The sequence below is a fragment of the Porphyrobacter sp. CACIAM 03H1 genome (assembly GCF_002215495.1).
Lineage (GTDB): Bacteria > Pseudomonadota > Alphaproteobacteria > Sphingomonadales > Sphingomonadaceae > Erythrobacter.
This window is the reverse complement of the sequence record NZ_CP021378.1, coordinates 3124791-3145453: the sequence shown is the minus strand read 5'-3', so window position 1 is coordinate 3145453 and position 20663 is coordinate 3124791. Positions and strand designations below refer to the sequence as shown.

The following is a 20663-nucleotide window of genomic DNA, read 5'->3' as shown; positions in this document are numbered from 1 at the left end:
CGGGCCATATGTCTAAAAGATTGGACATGTAGGCGCGTAAGGTCAATGATAATCGCGGTTGTTGACGGAGCGAGGACAGGTGCACGCGCGAGTCGCCGTGATCGGAGCCGGGATCGGCGGCCTCACCAGCGCCGCCCTGCTCGCCGCGCGCGGCGCCGATGTCATCGTGCTCGAGAAGGAAGCCTGGGTCGGCGGCAAGGCACGCCGGGTCGAGGTCGATGGCGCCGCAATCGACGGCGGGCCGACGGTCTTCACCTACCGCGCCGTGTTCGACGAGGTCTTCGCCGCCTGCGGGGCGCAGCTTGATGACCATGTCACCGCCCGCCGCGCCGAGGTGATCGCCCGCCATGCGTGGGACGATGGCGGCCATCTCGATCTTTTCGCCGACCCCGAAGCGAGCGCCGCGGCCGTGGCCGCCTTCGCCGGGGAGGATGCCGCGCGGGGCTACCGCGCCTTCGCCGCCGAGGCCGCCCGGATCTTCGGCGTGCTGGAGGAACCCTTCCTGCGCGGAGACAAGGCCTCGACGCCCTTGCCGATGATGTGGCGGATCGGGCCGTGGCGGATCGGCGACGCGCTGGCGATGCGCCCCTTCGACGGGATGTGGACCGCGCTCGGAGAGCACTTCGCCGACCCGCGCCTTCGGCAATTGTTCGGGCGCTATGCAACCTATTGCGGCTCCTCGCCCTTCGCCGCGCCCGCGACGCTGATGCTCATCGCCCATCTCGAGGCGCGCGGGGTGTGGCTGATCGAGGGCGGCATCCATGCGCTGGCAAAGGCGCTCGCGGGCCTTGCCGAGCGGCAGGGCGCGCGGGTGCGCACCGGCGCGCCGGTGGCCGAGATCCTCACGGCGCAAGGACGCGCCAGCGGGGTGCGCCTTGCATCGGGCGAGGTGATCCCCGCCGACATCGTCATCTGCAACGGCGATCCCGGCGCGCTCGCCACCGGGCGCTTCGGCGAGGCGGCGGCGCGCGCGGTGCCCGCGATCCCGCAGGCCAAGCGCTCGCTCTCGGCGCTGGTGTGGTATGCCCATGCCGAGACGCGCGGCTTCGAGCTGACCCACCACAACGTCTTCTTCTCGCGCGACTACCCGCGCGAGTTCCGCGAGATCGCCGCGGGCGGCACGCCGTCCGAGCCCACGGTCTATGTCTGCGCCATCGACCGCGACGCCCAGCTTGGCGCGCCCGCGCCGCAGGGCCGCGAGCGGCTCCAGATCATCGTCAACGCCCCTGCCGACGGAGACGTCCACACCTACACACCCGAGGAGAGAGAGCGATGCACACGGGCCATGATCGCCACGCTGAAACGCTGCGGCCTGCAACTGGAAGACCCGCTGCCGCATCGGCTCATGACCCCGCAGGACTGGGAGCACCTCTTCCCGGCCACGGGCGGCGCCCTCTATGGCAGAGCGTCGCACGGCTGGGCGGCCTCCTTCCAGCGGCAGGGGCCGAAGACGCGCCTTCCCGGGCTGTACTGCACGGGCGGGGCGACCCATCCGGCGGCTGGGGTGCCCATGGCAGCCTTGTCCGGGCAGCTGGCCGCGCGGGTGATCGCGAAGGACCTCGCTTCGACGAGGACATCCCCGCGGGCGGCTACAGCTGGTGGTATGTCGACGCGATCAGCGACGACGGGCAGCACGGGCTGACGATCATCGCCTTCCTGGGCAGCGTCTTCTCGCCCTATTACAAGAAGAGCGGTCGGAGCGACCCGCTGGATCACTGTTCGCTCAACGTCGCGCTCTACGGCCCGCAGGCGCGTTGGGCGATGACCGAGCGGCGGCGCGATACGGTTGCGCGCGATGCCAGCACCCTCGCCATCGGCCCCAGCAACGTGCGCTGGGAGGGCGGGGCGCTGACCATCGACATCGTCGAAGGCGACACGCGGCTGTTCGTGCCGTGGCAGCGTCCGGTGCGCGGCACGGTGCGGGTGTGGCCCGAGATGCTCAACCGCACCGCCTTCGCGCTCGACGGGGCGGAGAGCCACATCTGGCACTGCCTTGCCCCCTGCGCGCGGATCGAGGTCGAGATGACCGCCCCGGCGCTCAGGTGGCAGGGCCGCGCCTATCTCGACCACAACCGGGGGGCCGAGCCGCTCGAGACCGGCTTCAACACGTGGCACTGGTCGCGCGCGCATCTGACGGAAGGCGCGCTGGTATGCTACGAGGGCGAACGCGGAGACGGTTCGCTGTTCGCGAGCGCGCTGCGGTTCGATGCCAGGGGCGTGCCCGAGCCGGTCGAGTTGCCGCCCATCGCGGCGCTCCCCGACAGCAAGTGGGGCATCGCCCGTCGCACCCGCTCCGACATCGGCGTCGCCGAGGTGCGCCGGACCTGGGAGGACACCCCCTTCTACGCCCGCAGCGAGCTCGCCTCGCGCTTTCTGGGCGAGGAGGTGGTGGCGGTGCAGGAAAGCCTCGACATGCGCCGCTTCGCCTCGCCGCTGGTGCAGTTCATGCTCCCCTACCGGATGCCGCGGCGCAAGGGTTAGGCGGGAGCGCCCAATGCAAAGTCCGACGCGAGGCAGTGTCGGTCAACTCTGGTCGAAGATACCGGCCTTCAATTCTTCATAGAATGGCAGGTTGGAAGTAAAGCCGGCAGGGCACAACTGGAGTGAGTTGGGATATCCCTACTTCCTCTAACACGCTCCAGATCGGCAACGGGGGAACCACCGGCTCGCTGGGCACGGGCAACATCGTCAACAACGCTGCACTGGTGTTCAACCGCTCGAACGACGCGACGTTCGGCAACCTCATCTCCGGCTCGGGCAGCCTGACGAAGCGCGGGGGCGGCACGCTCACCCTCACCGGCAACCTCTCGCAAGGGTCGGTCCAGATCGATGGCGGGACCCTGGCCCTGTCGGGAACCAACACCTTCACCGGCGGCATCACGGTCGCCGGCGGCACGCTGCGTCTGGCGAGCAACGGCGCGGCGGGCGGCGCGACCGGGGTGATCCGCACCACGGGTTCGGTGATCGACTATGCCAACGGCGTGAACATGGCGACGCCGATCGTCCTCAACTCCAGCACCACGCAGCTCCAGGTTCTCTCGGGAAGCGCGACCCAATCGGGCGTGATCTCGGAAATCGGGGGGGCGCGGCCGCTGGAGAAGATCGGCGCGGGCAACCTGCGGCTGACAGCGGCCAACACCTACTCGGGCCTGACCACCGTGTCGGCGGGCACGTTGACGATCACGAATTCCGGCGCGCTCGGGACTGCGGCGGGCGGCACGACGGTCAACAGCGGCGCGACGCTGGAGTTCAACGGCGCGGGAGTGGGCATCGGGGACGCGCTGACCATCAGCGGTACCGGAAACGGCGGGATCGGTGCGCTGCGCTTCACCTACAGCGGCTCTCCCACGTTCGACACCGCGGTTTTCAATAACGTGGTTTCGCTGGCAGCAAACGCCACCATCACCTTTACCGATCGCACCTTCCTCAACAGCATCGGCGGTTTCCAGCTGGGCAGTTCCACGCTGACAGTCGTCAGCGAGGGAGCCGGTAATTCCACGATCCGCATGACCGGTGCGATCTCGGGCACCGGCGGAATAATCCAAGAGGGTAACGGCCTTCTCGAGCTGATCGGCAACAACACCTTCACCGGTCCGGTCACGGTCAACGGGGGCGACCTGCTCCTCGAGTTCGGGGCGGCCGTGGCGGACTCGGTGGCTATCAGCATGGCTGCTGGCACCCGCCTGTTTGTCGTCGGATCGGAAACGATCGGATCACTCTCCGGTGCGGGCGCGCTCCGATTGAGCTCGAACGGCACGCTCACGACCGGGGGCAACAACGCATCGACGACGCTGTCCGGAAATGTCAGCGGCAACGGCAGCATCACCAAGGTCGGGACCGGCACCTTCACGCTGACCGGCGCGAACAGCGCGGTGGGCACCACCACGATCAGCGGCGGCACGCTTCAGATCGGCAACGGGGGAACCACCGGCTCGCTGTGCACGGGCAACGTCGTCAATAACGCTGCGCTGGTGTTCAACCGCTCGAACGACCTGACGGTCGGCAACATCATCAGCGGCACAGGGACGCTGACGAAGCAGGGCGCGGGCGTTCTGACGCTGACCGGCGCCAACACCTACACCGGCACTACCACGATCAACGACGGCACCCTCGTCATCGGCACCGGCGGCAGGCTGGGCAGCGGCAATGTGGTGAACAACAGCCTGCTCACCTTCAACAGTGCAGACGCCATCACGGTCGCCAACACGATCAGCGGCACCGGCCGGGTGTTCCAGACCGGCAGCGGCACGCTGACGCTGACCGGCGACAACAGCTACGCCCTCGGAACGCTGCTGAGCGCGGGCAACCTCGTCGTCGGCAGCAACACCGCGCTGGGAACCGGGCTGCTCACCACGCTGGGCGGCACGCTGCAGCTCGGCATCGAAACCACCCCGGGTGTCAGTGCAGGGCCGATCACGCTGGGCAACCGGATCGAGCTGCTGGGCAACACCATTGTCGATCTGGTGGGCGACACGGCAGGGGTGAACGCCTTTACCGGACTATACGACAGTGCGGGCACCAGTGCCACGCTGAACGGGGTGATCTCCGGCACCGGCAGAATGACATTCGTGGGCGCAGGCACGCTCACCCTCAACGGCAACAACACCCTGAGCGGCGGTATGAGCTTTGGTCAGGCGCTGGTCCAGATCGGCCATGCCAACGCCTTCGGCACCGGTTCGGTCGTTCTGGAGAGCACCGCCGGGCTGCGCAACACCAGCGGCGGCGCGCTGACGATCGGCAACAACATCGCCGCCACCGGCATCGGCAACACCATCGGCGGCACGGCCGATCTTACCCTGCTCGGCAACCTTTCCGGCAATGGCGTGCTGAGCAAGGTGCAGGGCGGCACGCTGTCGATCAACGGCGACGTCAACGATTTCGTCGGCGGGCTGATCATCAACGGCGGCACGGTGCTGGTCAACGGCACGATGGGCAATGCGGGCGCGGCCGTGGTCGTCGGCAGCGGCGGGACGCTCGGAGGCACCGGCACCATCGCCGGCAGCGTGAATGTGAACAGCGGCGGCACGCTCGCCGCCGGGCAGAGCCCGGGCACCATCACCATCGGCACGCTGACGCTGAATGCGGGATCGAACACGATCTTCGAACTGGCGCAGGCGGGCGTTGCCGGAGGGCCGAACAACGATCTCATCCGCGTGACGGGCAATCTGGCGCTGAACGGCGGCAGCATCAGCATCGTGCGCGGCGTCGGTTTCGGTGCCGGGCAATATACCCTGTTCGAGTTCGGTTCCCAGAGCGGGCTGCTCGGCAATCTGACCCTCAACCCGCTCGGCGGCGGGTTCGCCGGAAGCCTCGCGCTCGGTGCCAACACGGTGCTGATGAATGTCGCAGGCGCTGCCGATCAGGTGCACTGGAACGGCTCGACCCTCGCCCCGACCGGCGCGATCGTCGGCGGCAGCGGGACGTGGGACCTCACGAGCAGCAATTTCAGCAATGCCACCGGCACGGTCAGCGGACCGTGGGCGGGCAATGGCGCGCTGGCGATTTTCGGCGGCGCCACCGGCGGCACCGTCACCATCGCAGCCGACACCGTGCTGTCCCCTTCGGGTCTTCGCTTCCAGACCAATGGCTACGTCATCGCCGGAGCCAGCGCGGGCTCGGGCCTGGCCCTTGCCGGGCCGACCGGGATCGAGACGACCGCCGGCAGCGGTGCGACGATCGCCGTCGGGATCTCGGGCGCGGGATCGCTGACCAAGACCGGTCCGGGGACCCTCACGCTGACGGGTGCCAACACCTATGCGGGCAACACCAGCGTCGTCGGCGGCACGCTGCAGATCGGCAATGGCGGGACGAGCGGAACGCTGGGCGGCGGGAATGTGCTGAACGACGGCGCGCTGGTGTTCAACCGTGCAAACGACATCACCGTTGCGAACGTCATCAGCGGCAGCGGCACGCTGACGAAGCTGGGCGCGGGCACGCTGACGCTGTCGGGCGCGAACACCTACACCGGATCGACCACGGTCGCGGCCGGTACCTTGCAGATCCTCGCGGGGGGATCGCTCGCATCGGGTGTGATCAACAGTGCCAACCTGACCAACGCCGGCACGATTTCGGGCTTCGTCGTCAACTCCGGCGTGCTGGGCTCTACCGGCGTGCTGGGCCGAGGCCTGGCCAACAATGCCACGGGCAGCGCCTTTGTGTCGGGCCAGCTGATCGGGACTGTCATCAACGCGGGCAGCATCACCCTGACCGGCACCACCACCGGCATCGCCGATGTCAGCCAGAATGGGGGAACCTTCAACCTCAACGGTTTTGACACGACGATCCAGAGCCTCGCAGGCTCAGGCGGAACGCTGGCGCTGGGGAGCGCGACGCTGACCATTACCGGCACCGGTTTTCCCAGCAACACCTTCGATGGCACAATCACCGGCACGGGAAGCCTCATAAAGAACGGCCCCTCGGCCTTCTCGCTTTCGGGCGCGCAGAGCTACACCGGCCTGACCACGATCAACGGCGGTTCCCTGATCATCGGTGCAGCAGAGTCGCTCGCCGGCGCGGTCCAGAACAACGCCGGCTTCGGCAATGCCGGCACCATCGCGGGTCTGGTCACCAACGCGGGCACGCTGAGCTCGACGGGAACGCTAGCCGCCGGACTGACCAATACGGCAGGTGCGAGGGCGAACGTGCGCGGGAGCGTCAACGGCGTCATCACCAATGCCGGCACGGTGTCGCTCATGTGTGTGACAACCGGCATCACCACGCTCTCGCAGAGTGCGACCGGCGTAACCAACCTGTTCGGCTTCAACACCGCTGTCGACGCCCTGAGCGGCGGCGGGACGGTGACGTTAGGCAGCGCGATCCTTACGGTTGGAGGCACAAGCAGTTCGAGCACCTTCGGCGGAACGATCACCGGCAGTGGTGGTCTGACCAAGGTCGGCACCGGCACGCTCACCCTGTCGGGCGCGAACACCTACACGGGCGCAACCCGCATCGAGGGCGGCACGCTGGCGCTTGGCGCGAACAATGTGATCGCCAATGGCTCGGCGGTGCAGATCGCCGGCGGCACGCTGGCGCTGGGCACCTTCGCCGACACCGTCGCGAGCGTCGACCTCTCCGCGGGCAGCATCACCGGCGGCCCCGGCAGCGCGCTCGGGGTTACGGGTGATTACGTGCAGTCGGGCGGCACGCTGGCGACCGGCGCGACCGTCAATGTCGGCACCAGCGCCAGCGGCGTGATCCGCCTGTCGGGCGGGACGATTGCGGGCACGCTCAATGGCGCCCGCGCCGGGGTCGGTGCGGGGATCGTCAACGGCGGCAGCGTGCTCGTGACCGGAGGCATGGCGCTCGCCGGCAATCTCAATGTCGGCACTACCGGCACCGGCACCCTGAACATCACCGGCGGCGGCATCGTCGGCAATGCGCAGGGCTGGATCGGAGAAAGCGCCGGCTCGGTCGGCACGGTGAATGTCGCAGGCGCAGGCAGCCGCTGGGACAACAGCAGCTCACTGATAGTCGGCTTCTCGGGCACCGGTGTCCTGAGGATTTCCGATGGCGGCATCGTCACGGCAGCTGGCGGCGTCGCAGGCCTGAACGCAGGATCGGATGGCACGCTATCGGTTTCGGGCGCCGGAAGCCGCCTGGTGATCCAGAGCATCTCCTCGCCGGGACTCCTCAGCGTCGGGGACGCCGGCAATGGCCGATTGGAGCTGACGGACGGCGGCGAGATCTTGTCCGTCAACAGCTCCATAGGCCGGCTCGCCGGCGGACGGGGCTCCGCACTGGTGAGCGGGGCGGGCAGCCGCTGGACAACCTCCGCAACCTTCTTTGTCGGCGGTTTCGGCGAAGGCACACTCGACATTGTCGACGGTGGCCAGGTGGCATCTTCCAGCGCCGTGATCGGCGTGCCCGCTGGGGCGAATGGCACGGCGCGGGTTTCCGGCATTGGAAGCCGATGGGACGCTTCGGGCTCGATTTCCCTCGGCAACATCGGCACCGGGACGCTGACGATCTCGGATCGCGGGGCGGTGTCCGGCGCAAGCATGACCATCGCCAGCGATGCGCGCGGCACCGGCACGCTGATCTTCGGCGCCGCCGAAGGCAGCGCGGCGGTCGCAGCGGGCACGCTGACCACGCCCACCATCGCGATGGGGCCGGGCGCGGCGAGCATCATCTTCAACCACGCCGCGGCCGATTTCGAACTCGCCGCCGCGATCTCCGGCACGGGGACGCTGCGCCAGCTGGCAGGCGTCACCACCCTGTCCGGCGCCAGCACCTTCACGGGGCTCACCAGCGTGCTGGGCGGAACCCTGCGGGTGACGGGTTCGCTCGCGTCCGACGTGCTGATCGGAGGTGCTACGCTGGAGAACACCGGCACCATCGGCGGCCTTGTGACCAACAACGGCACGCTGGTCTCGACCGGCACGCTGGGCGGCGGTCTGGTCAACGCGGGCGGGGCCACGGCGCGGATCAGCGGCGTGCTTGCGGGCGCAGTCGACAACAGCGGGACAATCGCGCTCACGGGCGCGACCTCGGGCGGTGCGGCGCTGACGCAGAGTGTCACCGGCACGCTCGACCTTGCGGGCAACAGCCTCGAACTGGGCAGCCTTGCGGGCGAGGGTTCGGTGCGGCTGGGCAGCGGGACGCTGACCACGGGCGGCGACGACAGCTCCACCACCTTCGCGGGGGTGATCTCGGGCAGCGGCGGGCTGGTCAAGACCGGCAGCGGCATCTTCACGCTGAGCGGGGTGAACACCTTCACCGGCCTCACCACGGTCAGCGCAGGGACGCTGGCCATCGGCGCGGGCGCAGCGCTGGCGGGCGGGGCGAGCAACGCTGCGACCCTGACCAATGCCGGGACCATCGCGGGAGCCGTGAGCAACACCGGCAGCCTGACCAACACCGGCACCATCGGCGGCCTTGTGACCAACGGCGGCACGCTGGTCTCGACCGGCACGCTCGGCGGCGGCCTCGTCAACGCGGGCGGGGCGACGGCGCAGATCGCCGGCGTCGTGAGCGGCGCGGTGAGCAATGGCGGCACCATCACCCTGACCGGCACGACCACCGGGATCGGGGCCGTGACACAACTGGCCGGAGGGGTGTTCGACCTTGCCGGCTTCAGCACCACCATCGGCAGCCTTGCGGGCGAAGGATCGGTGCGGCTGGGCAGCGGGACGCTGACCACGGGCGGCGACGACAGCTCCACCACCTTCGCGGGAGTGATCTCCGGCAACGGCGGACTGGTAAAGACCGGCAGCGGCACCTTCACGCTGGTCGGGGCGAACAGCTTCACCGGCCTCACCACGGTCAGCGCGGGGACGCTGGCCATCGGCGCGAGCGGGGCGCTGGCGGGCGCGGTCCTCAACAACGCGACCCTCGCCAACGCGGGCAGCATCGCGGGCGCGGTGACCAACACGGCGGTGTTCTCGAACACCGGCAGCGTGGCCGGGCTGGTGACCAGCAGCGGCACGCTGACCAACGGCGGCACGCTCGGCGGCGGGCTGGCCAACCTCGTGGGCGGCAACGCCAGCAACACCGGCAGCATCGCAGGCGGCGTGACCAATGCGGGCACCCTTGCCAACAGCGGCACCATCGGCGGGCTGGTGACCAACAACGGCACCCTCGCCTCGACCGGCACGCTCGGTGGCGGGCTCGTCAACGCGGGCGGGGCGACGGCGCAGATCGCCGGCGTCGTGACCGGCACAGTGAGCAATGGCGGCACCATCACCCTGACCGGCACGACCACCGGGATCGGGGCCGTGACCCAGGTGGCGGGCGGGGTGTTCGACCTTGCCGGCTTCAGCACCACCATCGGCAGCCTTGCGGGCGACGGTTCGGTGCGGCTGGGCAGCGGGACGCTCACCACGGGCGGCGACGACAGCTCCACCACCTTCGCGGGGGTGATCTCGGGCAGCGGCGGGCTGGTCAAGACCGGCAGCGGCATCTTCACGCTGAGCGGGGTGAACACCTTCACCGGCCTCACCACGGTCAGCGCGGGGACGCTGGCGATCGGCGCGGGCGCGGCGCTGGCGGGCGGGGCGAGCAACGCTGCGACCCTCACCAACGCCGGGACCATCGCGGGAGCCGTGGGCAACACCGGCAGCCTGAGCAACACCGGCACCATCGGCGGCCTCGTGACCAACGGCGGCACGCTGGTCTCGACCGGCACGCTCGGCGGCGGCCTCGTCAACGCGGGCGGGGCGACGGCGCAGATCAGCGGCGTCGTGAGCGGCGCGGTGAGCAACGGCGGCACCATCACCCTGACCGGCACGACCACCGGGATCACCGGGCTGGTGCAGGTTGCAGGTGGCCGCTTCGATCTGGCCGGCTTCGCCACGACTCTGGGCGGGCTGTCGGGCGAAGGTGCCGTTCTGCTCGGCAGCGGCGATCTGACCGTCGATACCGGTGCGGGCAGCACGCGCTTTGCCGGGGTGATCTCGGGCAGCGGTGGCTTGACCAAGCGCGGTGCGCAGACCCTTGCGCTCGCAGGCGCGAACACCTTCACCGGCCTCGTCACCGTCAGCGGAGGCACGCTGCTGGTGGAGACGGGCGGATCGCTGGCGAGCGCGGTGCTCAACAACGCCGATCTCGCGAATGGCGGGACGATTGCCGGGCTGGTGACCAACAACGGGACGTTCCTCACCGCAGGGCGGGTGATCGGCGGGCTGGTCAACAATGGCTCGGTCCAGCTCGCAGGCCAGATCGACGGGGCGGTGACCAACAATGGCCGGATCACCAATATCGGCGGTGCCATGCTGCTCGGCCGCTTCACCCAGGCTGCGGGCGGTAGTCTGAACCTGTCCGGGTTCAGCAGTTCCCTCGGCAGCCTCGCAGGGGGCGGCACGATTGCGCTCGGGTCGGCTACGCTGTTCGTCGGCGGCGACAACAGCTCCTCGACCTTCGCGGGGGTGATCTCGGGGAGCGGCGGGCTGGTCAAGACCGGCAGCGGCACCTTCACGCTCGACGGCGTGAACACCTATACCGGCACGAACTTCGTCAACGCGGGCACGCTGGTGGTCGGCAGCGGAGCGGCGGTTGTGCCGGTCCCGGCTGCGGCTCCGGCTGCCGCGGCGAGCGGAGCCGCCAGCGGGGATGTTGTCCCTGCGGTCGCGGCTGCTGCCTTGCGCCCGGCCCTGTCGGCCGGTGCGAGCGAGCTGTCCGGCGGGCCTGCCCTCGTCACGCTCGGCAGGGACGGCGCCATGACGACGAGCGCTCTGGCGACCGTCGATCTGTCCGCTCCGGCCATCGACGTGCTGACGGCTCCGGCCGCAGGCGCAGCCGTGCCCGCCAGCACCACCCTGTCGGCGGCAGTGATCGCCGGCAGCGTCGTCAACAACGCCGTTCTGGTCAACAACGGCACGATCCTCGGCCAGGTGAGCAACGCGGCGGGCGCATCGGCGCGCAACCAGGGCGTGATTGCCGGCACCGTCTTCAATGACGGCAGCCTTGTGTCCACGGGTACGCTGGGCAGAGGACTGGTCAACAACGGCACCGCGCAGATCGCCGGCGTGCTCAACGGCGATGTCGTCAACGCGGGCCGCATCGATCTGACCGGCGCGACCACCGGCATCGCCATCCTCGAGCAGGCCGCGGGCGGCAGCTTCAACCTCGCCGGGTTCGACACCCGCGTCGGCGCGATCAGCGGCGCGGGGGCGATCATCCTCGGCAATGCGAGGCTGACCACCGGGACCGACGGGATCGCAACGCTGTTCGGCGGGGTGATCAGCGGCACCGGCGGGCTGACCAAGGTCGGCACCGGACGGCTCGTCCTGACCGGGACCAACACCTACACCGGCGGAACGACCATCAGCGGCGGCGTGCTGCAACTGGGGAATGGCGGAACGACCGGTGCGATTGCCGGACCGGTCGTCAACAACGGGGCGCTGGTCATCAACCGGAGCGACGCCTTCACCTTCGCCAACGTGATCAGCGGCACGGGGATCTTCGTCCAGGACGGCACCGGCACCACCACGCTGACGGGTGCCAACACCTACCGCGGCGGCACGCTGGTCAGCCGGGGCCGGCTGGTCGGCAACACCGTCTCGCTCCAGGGCCTGATCGAGAACAACGCTGCCCTCGAATTCGCCCAGACCTCGGCCGGAACCTTCGCCGGTTCGCTGGTCGGGACCGGCGTGTTCGACAAGACAGGGGCGGGCCTGCTGACCCTCACCGGGAACAGCAACGGCTTCACCGGCGGCACCTTCGTGCGCGCGGGCGAGCTGCGCGTGACAGGCGGGCTTGCCGGCTCGCGCGTCACCGTGCTCTCGGGTGCGACCCTGTCGGGCAGCGGCACCATCGGCGGGCTCACCGCGAACAGCGGCAGCATCATCGCCCACGGCGCGGACGGGCCGGGCGTGCTCGGGGTGAACGGCGCGGTCAACCTGCAGGCGGGCAGCACCCTCCAGCTCCAGATCCGTGCGAACGGGCTGTCCGACGCGATCGTGAGCAACGGCGCGGCGAGCCTCGGCGGGACGGCGGCCTTCACCAATCTCGGCGGGGTCTATGCCTTCAACTCCGAGATCGTGCTGCTCCAGGCCGATGGCGGGCGCACCGGCACCTTCAACGCCGCCACCGGGTTTGCCGGCTTCGGGATCCTCTACCGTCCCGAACTGGTCTACACCGCCACCCAGGCGCGGCTCCGCATGGCGCCCAACCTGCTGGCGAACATCGTCGGCAGCACGCCGCTCACCGCCAACCAGCGTTCGGTCGTGAACCGCATCGATGGCGCGGTGACCGCGGGCTACAACCCGCAGCCGCTGTTCAACGTCTATGCCTTGCCGACGGCCCAACTGCCGGGCGCCTTCGACCAGCTTTCCGGCGAGATCTATGCGACCGCCGCCGGGGTGGGGATGGAGCAGGAGCGGCTCGTGCGCGAAGCGGTGCTGGGGCGCGTCAATACGCTTGCCATGGCCGCCCGCGGCGCGCCGGAAGCCGGGCAGGGCGCGGGCGCCTGGGCGCAGCTGTTCGGCGGCTGGGGCGACGGCGATGGCGACGGCAACGCCGCCCGCTTCGAAGCCGACCGGATGGGCTTTGCCACCGGCATCGACTTCGGCAATGCCAACGAGAACGGCAGCTGGCGCGCGGGCCTGTTCGGGCTGCGGATCCAGAGCGATGTCACCATCGACGCGCGCGGATCGAGCGCCGAGGTCCAGCAGTCGGGCGGCGGGGCCTACGCCGCGATCAGCACCGGCGGCCTGACCGCGACGGTCGGCGGCTATCTTGCCGAGGTCGATCTCAGGGCGTTCCGCAGCATCGCCCTGCCCGGATTTGCCGAGGACAATGTCGGGACCACCGAAGGCAGGGGCCGTCAGGCCTTCGCCGAGCTGTCCTACACGCTGACCGCCGGCAAGAGCCAGTTCCGTCCCTTCGTGGGCGGGGCGATCGGATCGTTCCGGCTGGATGCGCTGACCGAAAGGGGCGGAGCGGCCGCGCTGGCCATGACCCGGCAGCGTTATTCGACCGGCTCGGTCACGGCCGGGGTCGATGCGATGGTGCCGGTCGGCAAGCGGCTGGACGTGCTCGGCACGCTGGCGGGCCGTGCACAGCTGGGCGACCGCGATCCCCGGGCACAGCTCGCTCTCGCCGCGGCCCCGCAGCAGGGCTTCGCGATCGAGGGCGTGCAGCTCGACAAGTTCGCGCTTGCCGCGCGGCTCGAGGCGAGGCTGAAGCTCGAGGACAACCTCGAGATTTCGGCCGGCTACAACGGTCTGATCGGCAGCACCATCACCGACCACGGTGCACGCGCGACGGTGCAGGTCAGGTTCTGAAGCAGCCGATTGAGGGGCAGGGCGGGTTCCGCCTTGCCCTGTCGGCTGCCGCGGAGGAAGGATCAGGCGCGGCGGCCCCGGCATCGAGGCCGCCGCGCCCCCCAAGTCTTGTAGTTAACCCGATGGTGAAGTTTCCGCGCCAATTATGCTGCGCGGCTTCGTCCCCTCATGCTCTGCCACCCGAGGACCTGACGACAATCGGCAGACCACTTGCGGGAAATGCCGGATGTTTACGGGGCAGACGGGCATGAACGGATTGAACATCTCCAACGACACGTCGCTTTTCGAAGTGCCTGCCGTGCTCAACGCAGGCGGCAAGCTGACGGATCACTGCGCCCGGGAAGCTGTCGACAAGATCGACACATACGGCTTCGTCATCTTCACCGATCTGCTGTCGCACGAGGAAGCCGATGCCGCGCTCGACATGGTCCGCCAGGCCGCCGACGATCCCGAGCGCAACCTGTGCACCTTCGCCAGCGAAACCGACAACCGCTACAAGCGCCGGGATTTCTGCTCGCTTCCCTCCACGCCGTTTCTCAACAGCTTCGCCGGCACCCTGTGCCAGCGGCTCGAAGGCGTGATCTCGGAATATTGCCGCCCGTCCCACCGGCTGCTCGAAGCGGTCACCCTGACCAGCTATCTGGGCTCGTCGCACCAGTATTTCCACCGCGATCCGCCCAACGTGCTCAGCTTCTTCGCGGCCTTCGAGGATGTCTCCGAGGACCAGGGCGGGACCGTGTTCGTGCCGGGCACCCACAAGTATGCCGGCGTCGAGAAACGGCATGGCGGCTTGGGCCTCGAGCTGATGGACCTGTTCATGGTCTGGTCGAACATCCACGTCTTCCGCCACAATTTCCGGAAGTTGTGGGACATGCGCAAGGGCCGGGGCGCGTCCCTGGCGCCGGGCGAATTCCGCGACCGGGTGTTCTCGACCAAGTGGGACGAATACCAGCCCAATATCCTGCGTTTCCTGACGAACCGGAACACGCATCTGAGCCTCAATACCTTCGGACCACGCACCTTGCGCGATCTCTATCGCCACCGCGCGGCCATCAGGGACAATTTCCACATCGTGCGGACCGCGCCGCGCAAGGGCACGGTGATCGTGTTCCGCAGCGACACGATCCATGCCGGACCCGACAACCGCTCGCCGAACCCGCGGCGTCTCTACGGCATGAGCATTTCGCGCGACATCATCGATCCCGAATACCTGTTCGACGGCTATTCGCCGCATCCCTCGCTGATCGCGCAGCCCCTGACCTTCGGCGATCTGCTGAATTTCCCGCCCCTCACGGTGCTGCCCAAGGCAGCCGAGCAGCTGGAGCAGATCCCGGCCGAGTGATCGCGCCGCCACGAAAGCCGTGGCCGGGCATCAGGCAGGAGGCGGGGCTGTGTCCTGCTCGGTCGCCTCGCGCGCGGCCTTTTCGGCGCGGGTGCGCTTGAGCTTGCGGTCCATCGCGATCCACTGCCACGCGCCGAAGCCGATCGCGAGGCCGTAGAACAGCACGATCTCGATCCAGCCGAAATTGCCCATCGCGCCGTTCCCGTTCCTAACCTTGCTCCGCGAGGAAGGCGGCGATCCGGGCTGCGGCCTCGCCGGGGGCTTCCTCGTGAGCCAAATGGCCGAGGCCGGGGAGAAGTTCCAGCCGGGCATCGGGCAGCCAGCCGGCGGCATCGCGCGCCCAGTCGGGCGGGATCGCAGGGTCGTTGGCGCCGTGCACCAGCAGCACGGGATTGCGGACGTCTCCCATCCGTTCGCGCAGGGCGGGCAGGTCCCAGTTCGCCATCATCGCCAGCGCCCCGCCAGCATGGCCGGGGTGCTTGAGCAGGGTGCGGTAACAGGCCAGCCCCGCCGGATCGATCCGCGAATGGGTCGAGCGCCACAGGAACCGCCCCGCGCCGCCGGTCAGATCGACCGTGCCGGCAAAGATGCGCGGCACCAGCGGGTTGATGAACAGCGCCTTGGCGACGGCGGGGAAGATCTGGGCGAAGGGTCCGGGGAAGGGCCGCAGCGCCGCGCTGAGGCCGACGATCGGCCCGCCATAGCCGTGATCGAGCCCGAGCTGGAGCGCGATCGCCGTCCCCGCCGAATGGCCGACGATGGCCTCGGGCGCGATCTCCAGCGCCTTCAGCAGCCCCGCGACCTCGCGCGCCATCGCGGGCAGGCTCATGGCATAGGCATCGTGGCCGGTGGTGAAGGCGTGGCGGGGCAGATCGGGGGCGATCACGGTGTAATCCGACGCCAGCAGCGGCATCAGCCCGCGCCACGAATGCACCGATGCGCCCGTGCCGTGGAGCAACAGCAGCGGCGGGCCGGATCCCATGCGCTGCACGTGCCAGCGGGTGCGCCCCACCTCGACGAAGGAACTCGCCTCGCGGTGCGGCCAGATCAGGCCCTCGGCATTCCAGTCGAGCGCGCTCATGCCGCCTTGCCGACCGGCTGGACGGCGTTGATCGCCGCCTGCAGCATCCGCGCATCGGCGCGGGGCAGGGCGAGGAAGCGGCCGCCGAGCGCCCTGGCGAGGGTCGCGCCTTCCGGGCCGGGGCGGGCGGAGATGTCGACCACCAGCGCGTCGATCCCGCGCGCCGCGATGGCCTTGGCGGCGGTCTCGGCATCGGCGGCAGCCTGCACGCGACCGGGCGAGCCGTCGGCGGCGATGTTGGCGCGGCCGTCGGTCAGGATCACCAGGGCGGCGCTGCGCCCGCGGGCGATCACCGCTTCGGCCACCTCGCGCGCGGCGTTCAGGCCCAGCGCGAGCGGCGTTCCGCCCCCGCCTGGCAGTTCCGCCAGCGTGCGCCGGGCGCGGGTGAGCGAGCGTGTGGGGGGCAGGAGCAGCTCGGCACTCGTGCCCCGGAAGGCCACGAGTGCGACCTCCGAGCGGGTTACATAGGCCTGCGCCAGCATCAGCTCGACCGCGCCCTTGGCCTCGGCCAGCCGCGCCGCCGCCGCCGAGCCGCTGGCGTCGACCGCGAAGATCGTCACGCGGGCCGCGCGCTCCTCGAAGCGGCGGATGCGCAGGTCTTCCTTGCGCATGATGATCGGGCCGGCGGTGTCCGCGCCGGTCTCGCGCCGCCTGACGGCCTGCCACGGGACGGCGGCGCGCAAGCTGTCGATCAGCGCCAGCTTCGCGCCCCCGCGCGGCATCCCGGCCCGCGCGCCGAGCGGCTTGCCGCGCGTCGCCGCCTTGCGCTTCTGCCCGGTCCCGCTCGATGAGGCGCGGCGCGGGGCTTTGCCTTGCGCGAGTTGCTCGAGCAGCCCGGCAGGGATCGCCGCGCGGGCGGCCTCGACGAGGATTTCGGAGAGGTCGGGCTCGGGCTGCTGGCGGTCGTTGTCGGATTCCGTATCGGGCGATCCATCAGGGGGCGGGGGCTCCTCGGGCGGGGCCTCGGGGGCCTCCTGCGGGGGGAGGCGGGTGGCGCGCGGGGCAAGAACAAGCCGCACCGCCCCCGCATGATCGGATGTGTTCGTAACCGAGCGCCCCGCCAGCGCTGCCAGCCCCCGCGCCGTCTCGGCAACGAACACAAGGGCGCGCAGGCTGTCGACCCCCAGCGCCTCGGCGGTCGCCGCCAGCGCCCTGAGGTCGGCCTCATCGAGCGGCCTTACCGCCGCGAGGCTCCCCCGGGCAGGCTCCAGCGTCACCCCCTGCCAGCGGCGCGAGGCGGCAAGGTCGCAGGGGAAGGCGAGCCGTTCGGTGAGGCTCGCCGGGGGCGCCTCGTCGGGCTCGGCGGCATCGTCGAGCAGGACCAGCGCCGTCCCGCCTTCGTCGAGCGCCTGGGCGAGCCGGCCGGCAACGCCTGTGTCCATCCGCTCGGCCATTCCGGCGATAAGCGCCCTGCCGCGCGCTTCCTCGATCAGGCCGGTCTGGCGGACCGGCTTTCCGGCCGCGAGGCTGGCGGCAAGATCGATCCCCCCCAGCAGCCGCTCGTCGTCGACATGGCCGGGCAGGCGGCGCAGGGGCACGGCCTCGGCGAGGGCGGCGACCAGCGCCTCGCGTGCCGGGCCGGGGCCGCGCAGGACAAGGCCCTTGAAGGTCGCGGGGGCCAGAGCGAAGAGCCGCGCCGCCAGCACCGCATCGTCGAGCGGATCGGCGGGTTCCGCGATCATCCGAACAGCTCGGCAATCGCCCGGGTGATGCGCACGGTGGAGCCGGTCTCGTCGAGCACGTCGCGGCGCAGCCGGTGCCTGAGCGCAGAGGGCGCGATGGCGACGAGGTGCTTGCGGGTGACGCTCTTCGCGCCTTCCAACGCTGCCAGCGCACGGGCGGCGCGCATCAGGGTAAGCTCGCCGCGCAAGCCGTCCGCGCCCACCGCAAGGCACAGGTTCGCAGCATCGCGCAGCACGTCCTCGCCGGGGGTGAGCTTGGGAAGCCGCGCCTTGCCCTTGGCGACGCGCTTGAGGATGGCCTCGTCCGCCTCCGCCCAGCGCGCGGCGAAGCCTTGCGGGTCGGCCTCGTTCTCGGCGACCAGCTTCATGATCGCGATGCGGGTCTCGATGTCCTTGGGGGTGCGCACCTCGACCGAGAGGCCGAAGCGGTCGAGCAGCTGCGGGCGCAGTTCGCCCTCTTCCGGGTTGCCGCTGCCGATCAGCACGAACTTGGCCGGGTGGCGCACCGACAGCCCCTCGCGCTCGACCACGTTCTCGCCCGAGGCCGCCACGTCGAGCAGCAGGTCGACCAGATGGTCTTCGAGCAGGTTGATCTCGTCGATGTAGAGGAACCCGCGGTGGGCCTTCGCCAACAGCCCCGGCTCGAACGCCTTCTCGCCCGACCGCAGCGCCCTTTCGAGATCGAGGCTGCCGATCACCCGGTCCTCGGTCGCCCCCAGCGGCATGTCGACGAAGGGGACGGGACGCTTGACCATCCTGCCGGTGCCGCAGACATCGGAATAGCGCGCCTGGTCTTCCTTCGAGCAGCCATAGGGGCAGCCCTCCGCCGCCATGATCGGCGGCAGCAGGCCGGCGAGGGCGCGGGCGGCGGTGCTCTTGCCGGTGCCGCGGTCGCCGAACACCATCACCCCGCCGATGCTCGGATCCACCGCCGCGATCAGCAGCGCCTGTTTCATCTCGTCCTGACCGACGATTGCGGAGAAAGGAAAGCGTGCCATGCGGCTCACCTTGTGAACCTTCGCGAAGGTTTGGACAAGTCCAGTGACAAGCTGGCTAGACAGTTTTCTCAGTCTCCGTTCGCCTCGAGCGAAGTCGAGAGGCCGGTTGCAAGGTAGGGTGTCTCGACTTCGCTCGACACGAAAGGAGGAGGAGTCTTACCGCTTCCCCAGCCGGTTCAGCACCAGAACCGGCAGAAGGCCCGCCGCGAGCAGGATCAGAGCCGGGATCGCTGCCTCGACCAGCCGCTCGTCGCTGGCGAGGCGGTAGGTGCGGGTGGCGAGGGTCTCGAGATTGAAGGGGCGCAAGATCAGCGTCGCGGGCAGCTCGCGCAGGGTGTCGATGAACACCAGCGCCGCAGCGCCCGCGAGGCTGGGGGCGAGGAGCGGGGCATAGATGCGCGCCAGCACCCGCGAAGGGCCCGCGCCGAGGCTCCTTGCGGCGGCATCGAGGCTGGGGGGAATGCGGGCGAGGCCGCCGCTGACGGTATTGTAGGCGACCGTCAGGAACCGCACCGAGAGGGCATAGACCAGCACGGCGCTTGTGCCCGTCAGCAGCAGTCCTCCGCTCCAGCCCAGGCTGTCCCGCGCGAACCGGGCCATGCTCACGTCGAACCCGCCCAGCGGCGCGAGCAGGCCGACCGCGAGCAGCGCGCCGGGGAGAGCATAGCCGAGCGTCGCCAGCCGGATCGCCCCCGCCGCTGCGCGCGATGCCGAGCGGGCGCGGGCGAAGGCGAGCAGGAGCGCGCAGGCAAGGCACAGCAGCGCAGTAGCGAGCCCCAGCCACAGGCTCCCCCTGAGGTAAGTCGGGAGATCCCCGGCGGCGGCGCGCGCCGTCTCGCTCATGGCGAGGCTGGCGAGCCAGGCGGCGGGCACCACGAAGCCGAGCAGCACCGGCAGAGCGCAGGCGGCGAGCGCCAGCCCCTTGCCGAGCGGCGACAGCACGACCAGCGGCTCCGCATCCACGCCCCGCGCAGCGAGCCCGTCGCGGCTGTCGCTACGCCCGCGCCGGGTGCGGGCCTCCCAGGCGACCAGTGCGATCACGAAAAGCAGCATCACCGCCGCGAGTTTCAGCGCAGCCGCCTTGTCGCCCATCGCCAGCCAGCTCCTGAAGATGCCGGTAGAGAAGGTGGGAATGGCGAAATACTCGGCCACCCCGAAGTCGGCGAGCACCTCCATCAGCACCAGCGCAAGGCCGCCCGCGATGGCGGGTCGCGCGGCGGGCAGGGCGACCCGCCAGAAGGCGCGCGAGGGGCCCGCGCCGAGGCTGCGCGCGGCGCGGAACTGGGTGAGGCTCTGGGTGGCGAAGGCGGTGCGCGCCAGCAGGTAGACATAGGGGTAGAGCACCAGCCCCAGCACCAGCGCCCCCCCGCCCAGCGAGCGGATGTCGGGGAAGGCATAGTCTTCCACCCCCCAGCCGGTCGCGGCGCGCAGCGCGCTCTGCACTGGCCCGGCGTAATCGAGGATGTCGGCATAGACATAGGCGGCGAGATAGGCGGGCAGCGCCAGCGGCAGGACCAGCGCCCAGCCCAGCACCCGGCGCCCCGGAAAGCGCGTCGCGGCGATCAGCCAGGCGCAGCCCGTCCCGGTCACCGCCGCGATCCCGCCCGCCAGCAGCATCAGCAGGGCGGTGTTGGCGATGTAGGTTGGAAGGACTGTCGCCGCGAGATCGCCGACCGTCTCGCCCGATCCGGCGCCGCCGCCGCCCGCCAGCGCCGTCCACAGCACCGCCGCGATCGGCAGACCCGCGAGCCCCGCGATTGCCAGTGCGGCGAGCGTCCAGCCGGTCCCATCCGCAGCCCTGCTTGCGGAGTCGGGCGCAATTTGCCTAAGGCGGCTCAC

9 protein-coding genes are annotated in these 20663 nt (G+C 70.0%); 4 read left to right on the top strand and 5 right to left on the bottom strand.

Features of this window, described 5'->3' with window-relative positions:
• Window positions 1–79 precede the first annotated feature (79 nt).
• The 4 genes from crtD (at window position 80) to CBR61_RS14885 (ending at window position 15063) form a co-directional block, all read left to right on the top strand.
• Window positions 80–1642, top strand: coding sequence for a 1-hydroxycarotenoid 3,4-desaturase CrtD (gene crtD, locus CBR61_RS14900; protein WP_088915085.1), 1563 nt, complete (start codon window positions 80–82; stop codon window positions 1640–1642).
• Between the two features lie 119 nt (window positions 1643–1761).
• A complete protein-coding gene (locus tag CBR61_RS14895; protein WP_172835977.1) occupies window positions 1762–2481 on the top strand; it encodes a hydroxyneurosporene dehydrogenase in 720 nt (239 codons plus the stop codon).
• Between the two features lie 122 nt (window positions 2482–2603).
• The gene (locus tag CBR61_RS14890; protein ID WP_088915084.1) at window positions 2604–13721 is read left to right on the top strand and encodes an autotransporter-associated beta strand repeat-containing protein; all 11118 of its coding nucleotides are present in this window, start codon (window positions 2604–2606) and stop codon (window positions 13719–13721) included.
• Window positions 13722–13968: 247 nt separating this feature from the next.
• Complete coding sequence (locus CBR61_RS14885) at window positions 13969–15063, top strand: phytanoyl-CoA dioxygenase family protein (protein ID WP_157696632.1); 1095 nt, start codon at window positions 13969–13971, stop codon at window positions 15061–15063.
• A gap of 30 nt (window positions 15064–15093) precedes the next feature.
• Here CBR61_RS14885 and CBR61_RS16940 read toward each other — a convergent pair whose 3' ends face one another.
• The 5 genes from CBR61_RS16940 to CBR61_RS14865 form a co-directional block, all read right to left on the bottom strand.
• Window positions 15094–15255, bottom strand: a complete 162-nt coding sequence (locus CBR61_RS16940) for a hypothetical protein (RefSeq protein WP_157696631.1) — start codon at window positions 15253–15255, stop codon at window positions 15094–15096.
• 16 nt (window positions 15256–15271) lie between these two features.
• Window positions 15272–16144, bottom strand: coding sequence for an alpha/beta fold hydrolase BchO (gene bchO, locus CBR61_RS14880; RefSeq protein WP_088915082.1), 873 nt, complete (start codon window positions 16142–16144; stop codon window positions 15272–15274).
• Window positions 16141–17826, bottom strand: coding sequence for a magnesium chelatase subunit D (locus tag CBR61_RS14875; protein WP_088915081.1), 1686 nt, complete (start codon window positions 17824–17826; stop codon window positions 16141–16143). The genes bchO and CBR61_RS14875 overlap by 4 nt, the downstream gene beginning before the upstream one ends.
• Entirely contained in the window at window positions 17823–18824 is a 1002-nt protein-coding gene (gene bchI, locus CBR61_RS14870; protein ID WP_088915080.1) for a magnesium chelatase ATPase subunit I, read from the bottom strand. The genes CBR61_RS14875 and bchI overlap by 4 nt, the downstream gene beginning before the upstream one ends.
• Before the next feature lie 156 nt (window positions 18825–18980).
• Window positions 18981–20663 (bottom strand): ABC transporter permease, encoded by a 1683-nt coding sequence (locus CBR61_RS14865; protein ID WP_233996754.1) that lies wholly within the window; start codon window positions 20661–20663, stop codon window positions 18981–18983.